The sequence below is a fragment of the Psychrobacillus sp. genome (assembly GCF_056205495.1).
Genome location: NZ_JBAEAP010000095.1, coordinates 1 through 4,803 on the forward strand (window position 1 = coordinate 1; position 4,803 = coordinate 4,803).

The window sequence follows — 4,803 nt, forward strand, 5'->3', positions numbered from 1 at the left end:
GTCTCACAAGATTCCGTTCTCTTTTTACCCTTAGCAACTACTGCTTTCGTCACGATATGTCGCAAATATTTCATGTTCTTCCTCCTTGTAATCAAGTCATAACATCATATGCACCGTTTGCCCAATCGGTTCATCCGTTTGAAGATGTTGTGTAGATTAAAAGAGAAAGAATTTCATTTCTCGTTAGAATTCGACAAGGAGGTGGGGACATAACCCATCCCTAAATAAATCAGTTCAACTACTTCTTAGCAGTCGTTCTCCGTTACGACGGTCGCTTTCTTGGGGCACGGCTCGAGCCTGGAGTCTCTCCCTCGTGCTCTTCCCCTAGGAGTCGCCGCCTTCACTCCAAACAACTAGTATTTCTTCTATCTAATCAGTTTTAAGATAAATTGAGGTCTTTTTTACTTTCTTAGCACGTTCTTAATTTCTTCATTTTTAAGCTTGAATTTGCCCAAAAATCCTTCTACTTCAATATTTAAAATATACGAAGAGTCGTCAAAACTTGTATAATGTCGTTCTATTTCCGTTATAAATACGCCTGGAGAAACAGAGGAACTAGCAGACTGCATTATAACTGGCTTTTCTTCTCCATCAAGCTGGAAATTGCCGCATTCAGGATCAAGGCAGTTCACTTGATAGGATTTTTCCATCCAATCCCCATAATCAGTTACACTCGGCTTTGATATAATGACACCTATAACAAATGTAAATATAGATAATAACAGTAGAAACCAGACTTTTTTGCCCATTCAATACTCCTTTTAAATAATCATTTGTTACACAGTAACCATTGGCCAGTTAACTTTCCAATTCTTACTCTCCATACGCTTTGTATAAACAGCTTTAAGCTCGTTGCTCGCTTCAAATCGGGGGACGGGGCGGATTTGCATTTGAATTACGTCCTCGATACCATGAGGTGCCGTTAATATTAACCCGTTAGCTCCTAGCTTAACTCCTAATGCTGTAACTGTTTCCGGGAAATTTGCTATCCCCTCTTCTGCAGACTTATAGGGGGGAAGATTGTTTATTTTATGCATCCTCGCCTGGTTTTTCACAGACCAAGGGATACCTGGCTTCCAAGCCACTAACTGCTGTTCAAGTCTTTTCTCCTGTTCCTCATCCAAGCATTGCGGGTCAAAATAGATCACGTCAACATCTGCTAAGGGGGTACGAATATCGTAACCATGGAGAGTATCCCATATTTTTGTCCGAACGAAGCCAGCGCAAATCCACCAATCGGGAAGATTTAGTCGCTCTGCCACTCTCAGTAAATCCATCATCCATTTGTCATCTTCTATTAGGGCCATTATCTCTTGCTCCGTATGAATATCCATCTTAAACATTGGCTTCCCCCTTACTCCGAAAGAATGTGAGCTTCCAGCTTATAAAAATACTAATGATGAGCACCAAAATGTATAACCATTCGAGGCCAACCACTGCAATCATCATATGAATAACAGCAAGTACCCCAACTAAAAACATCGAACCAAACACTTTAATCACAGAACTTTCCTGTGCTTGCTTCGGTTCATTGGAAAAAGGAAAAGGATCTTTTATGAACATCCAATAGGAAACAAGAGATAAAATTACTGCCACTAATAACACTATTACTAGATCCATCCATATGCGGAAGGAAAAGATCCAAAGAAAAATCAGGCTTAAGGGTATTAATATAGGCAAAAAATAATTAATGATGGTTGCTTTCAAGGTGGCACTATATACTAGTCCTCTACTACGCATAGGGGCAACGTAAAATACCCAGTGCGCCTTATAGTAATTAGAATACTCCAGCAAAAGAACTACTGATGGAACAAAAATAAGTGAAAAGTAAATGATCATAAAAGAATTTCCATTAGCCAATTCCTCAAAGCTGCTCATTCTTAAATTATTGAAAAGCATGATAAATGGAAAGATAACTGCAAATCCAAGCATTGGGTATACTTTCAGCTTTAATTCCCTTTCCTCCTTCAGCATCATTGAGGAAAATTTATAAAAAGCTCTTTCTTCCTTTGTTTTACACAAAATACTGGACCAAAATGAGGTCAGTCTTCGAGCTTTTTTCTTTTTTCTATTCGAATCACTTTGCAGCTTAGACAAGTAGTTTTCAAACGTAGGCATTAGTCGTACATATAGCAAAACAGCTATGATCGGAATGATTAGTGCAAGTATAGTAAAAAGAATGATATATAAGGAATAATTGTTATTAAAAATCAACTCAAAAGGTGCTGCATACCAAAACGGCGGAAGGAATAAATGCCACCAGGCAAAGCTGTAACCAATATCCAAATTGACAATATCGAAAATGCGACCTACTAACTGGTAGCTGACAGCCATCCCTATTGCCAAGAAAATTTGAACATAATTAATGACATCCTTCAAAAACTCTCCACTAAAAAAGCGAAGAACGAAAAGGTAGATAAAGGCGGTGAAAATAACCGTCAAACAGCTAATCATTCCTATTTCCACGAAAAATAAAAGGGCAAATAAGGGACCAAACTTAAAGATACTTACGATTAACGGTATAATCACGAAGGAACCAGTCAATAGAAAAATATAAATCAAAATGTGCATTATTTTGGCTGCATTAATCGTACGATTGCTAATAGGCTTTGGCTGAAGTATATTTTTATCCCGAATATCAAGCAGCACAGCAGAAAAGTCTGAGATCATGGACGTCATGAGTATTACAAACATAGAACTGAACATGATCGTGAGAGAAAAAAGAAAGTTATCTCCTAAAAAAAGAAAAGGGGTTAACAGAAGAAGTCCAAAAAGACCATAAACCCATAAGGACTTCGTAAATTGGTTACCATCCTTTTTTTCTTTTGAGCCATTAAATATGGGAGGCAACCTCCGGCTATCCATTGTCAGCTTTAGCTGTAAAATTCTCCTCATTAAGTCATAATCAATATCAAACTTTAAAAATATCTTCCGAAACCGGTCCAGTACTCTAAGCGAAGTAAAATCATTCATGTGAGTTTCCTCCACTAACCGTTTGCACAAAACGTTCTGCAATCTCTTCATGTTCGTTAAAGCCAGTCAGCTGATTGAATATTCCCTCTAAGGAGCCCTCTTGACTTTGTTGCTTAAGCTCGTCAAAGCTTCCGTCTGCCACTACCTCCCCATTTACTAAAAGTACAATCCGATTACTGATTTTCTCAACGACATCCATTATATGGGATGAGTAAAATATAGTCTTCCCTTGTGCTGCAAGCTTTGCAAGTATCTCTTTTATGACCATCACACTGTTCGCATCCAGTCCACTAAGCGGCTCATCATAAAATAATAAATCAGGGTCATGTAGCAGGCTCGAAATGATTAATACCTTTTGTTTCATCCCCTTAGAAAAAGAGGAAAGTCTTTGATGGAAGGCAGCCTCTAAGCTGAATTCCTTCATAAGCGTAAATGCTTTAACCTCTGCCTCCTTAGTTGTAAGACTATACATTTCACCAGTAAAAATTAGATATTCATAAGCCGTGAGATTTTCATAAAGCTCTGCCGTTTCGGGTACATATCCTATTCTCTTTTTATATGTATAATTATTTCTTTTAATATTTTCACCAAAGATCTCAATCATTCCTGAGTAACCATCAATCAAGCCTAGGATTAGTTTTACCGTTGTACTTTTCCCTGCTCCGTTCGGTCCTATATATCCAATGATCTGACCCTCATAGACATCTAGATTTACTCCATTTAAAACATGCTTATTTCCAAACTGCTTAGAAACATTTACTAGCGATAAAATTTTTTTCGCTTCCATTGAACTCCCCCTCGTTCTTTATGAATTATAATTGAATGTACGCTCTTAGCGATGGAATCTTATAATTAAATAACTCTACCAACTATTAAATCTTCACAAACTTGCAACTGTTTCATCCCCTAGTATAATAGAATGTAATTATTCAAAATATTTACAATTAAATTGTAGCATATTATTATTCATAATTGATGACCATCTTTTTTAGTTTTGAACAACAGTTGTACTTTTCAGGTAAAGTGTGTAGGATTTTCTAATATCAATGTCTAAAAGCTGTGAGGAGAGAAATTGCTTTGTTGACTACTTCAGAAATTAATAAAAAATCAATCGCCTTATTAATCATAGGGATTATATTTATCTCCTCTACATTGCGTGCACCACTTACTGCAGTTGGTCCGATCATCTCTTATATTAGAGACGGTCTTGAGATCTCAAATGTATTGGCAGGATTCATCACAACTATTCCGTTGCTCGCCTTTGCAATAATATCTCCATTTGCACCTAGAGTAGCACGACGTTTCGGAATGGAAATGACTTTATTTCTAGCTATTTTACTTTTGGCGTTCGGAATTGCCATTCGGTCCACCGGGACTCCCTTCTTCCTATTGTTTGGCACTGCTTTAATCGGAATTGCGATTGCCTTTGGTAATGTATTGATCCCTAGCTTCATCAAGCTTAAGTTCCCTTTACAAATCGGGTTGCTTACAGGTATTTTCACCGTATCTATGAATCTCTCTGCTGGCATTGGTGCAGGCATTAGTTATCCCATTGCAGAAGGATCATTCCTTGGTTGGCAGGGAGCTTTAGGAATCTGGTCTATTTTAGCTGTCATCGCCTGCCTTGTTTGGGTACCTCAAATTAAACAGAGGCAGCAGATTGTTCCTAATGTTCCCGATACTAACCCTATAAAAGCTAAATCCATCTTGAAATCTCCTTTAACATGGACTATTACTTTATGTATGGGCTTCCAATCCCTTATCTTTTATACAACTGCCGCTTGGATCCCAGAAATATTGCAGACACAAGGAATGGAGGCTGGGAAATCA

The 4,803-nt window shown here is 37.8% G+C and carries 5 protein-coding genes; 1 reads left to right on the forward strand and 4 read right to left on the reverse strand.

From position 1 onward, the window contains the following. Positions 1-401: 401 nt before the first annotated feature. From AC06OU_RS02945 to AC06OU_RS02960, 4 genes are read right to left on the reverse strand one after another with little or no spacing between them, the layout of a single operon-like run. Positions 402-749, reverse strand: a complete 348-nt coding sequence (locus AC06OU_RS02945) for a hypothetical protein (protein WP_475853864.1) — start codon at positions 747-749, stop codon at positions 402-404. A 27-nt stretch (positions 750-776) separates the two neighbouring features. After that, on the reverse strand, positions 777-1,334 hold the full coding sequence (locus tag AC06OU_RS02950; protein ID WP_475853870.1) for a nucleotidyltransferase family protein: 558 nt from the start codon (positions 1,332-1,334) through the stop codon (positions 777-779). Position 1,335: 1 nt separating this feature from the next. Further along, entirely contained in the window at positions 1,336-2,973 is a 1,638-nt protein-coding gene (locus AC06OU_RS02955) for a hypothetical protein (RefSeq protein WP_475853866.1), read from the reverse strand. After that, positions 2,966-3,760 carry an ABC transporter ATP-binding protein gene (locus tag AC06OU_RS02960; RefSeq protein WP_475853867.1) on the reverse strand — a complete coding sequence of 265 codons (795 nt, stop codon included), beginning with the start codon at positions 3,758-3,760 and terminating at the stop codon, positions 2,966-2,968. The genes AC06OU_RS02955 and AC06OU_RS02960 overlap by 8 nt, the downstream gene beginning before the upstream one ends. A gap of 293 nt (positions 3,761-4,053) precedes the next feature. On the opposite strand from AC06OU_RS02960, the gene AC06OU_RS02965 reads away from it, so the two are divergent. Beyond that, positions 4,054-4,803: MFS transporter (locus AC06OU_RS02965; RefSeq protein ID WP_475853868.1), on the forward strand; the 750-nt coding region annotated here is incomplete at its 3' end.

Bases quoted from the DNA above. Each gene is read 5' to 3' on its own strand.
- AC06OU_RS02945 (WP_475853864.1), bottom strand. From the start codon at position 749: ATGGGCAAAAAAGTCTGGTTTCTACTGTTATTATCTATATTTACATTT.
- AC06OU_RS02950 (WP_475853870.1), bottom strand. From the start codon at position 1,334: ATGGATATTCATACGGAGCAAGAGATAATGGCCCTAATAGAAGATGAC.
- AC06OU_RS02955 (WP_475853866.1), bottom strand. From the start codon at position 2,973: ATGAATGATTTTACTTCGCTTAGAGTACTGGACCGGTTTCGGAAGATA.
- AC06OU_RS02960 (WP_475853867.1), bottom strand. From the start codon at position 3,760: ATGGAAGCGAAAAAAATTTTATCGCTAGTAAATGTTTCTAAGCAGTTT.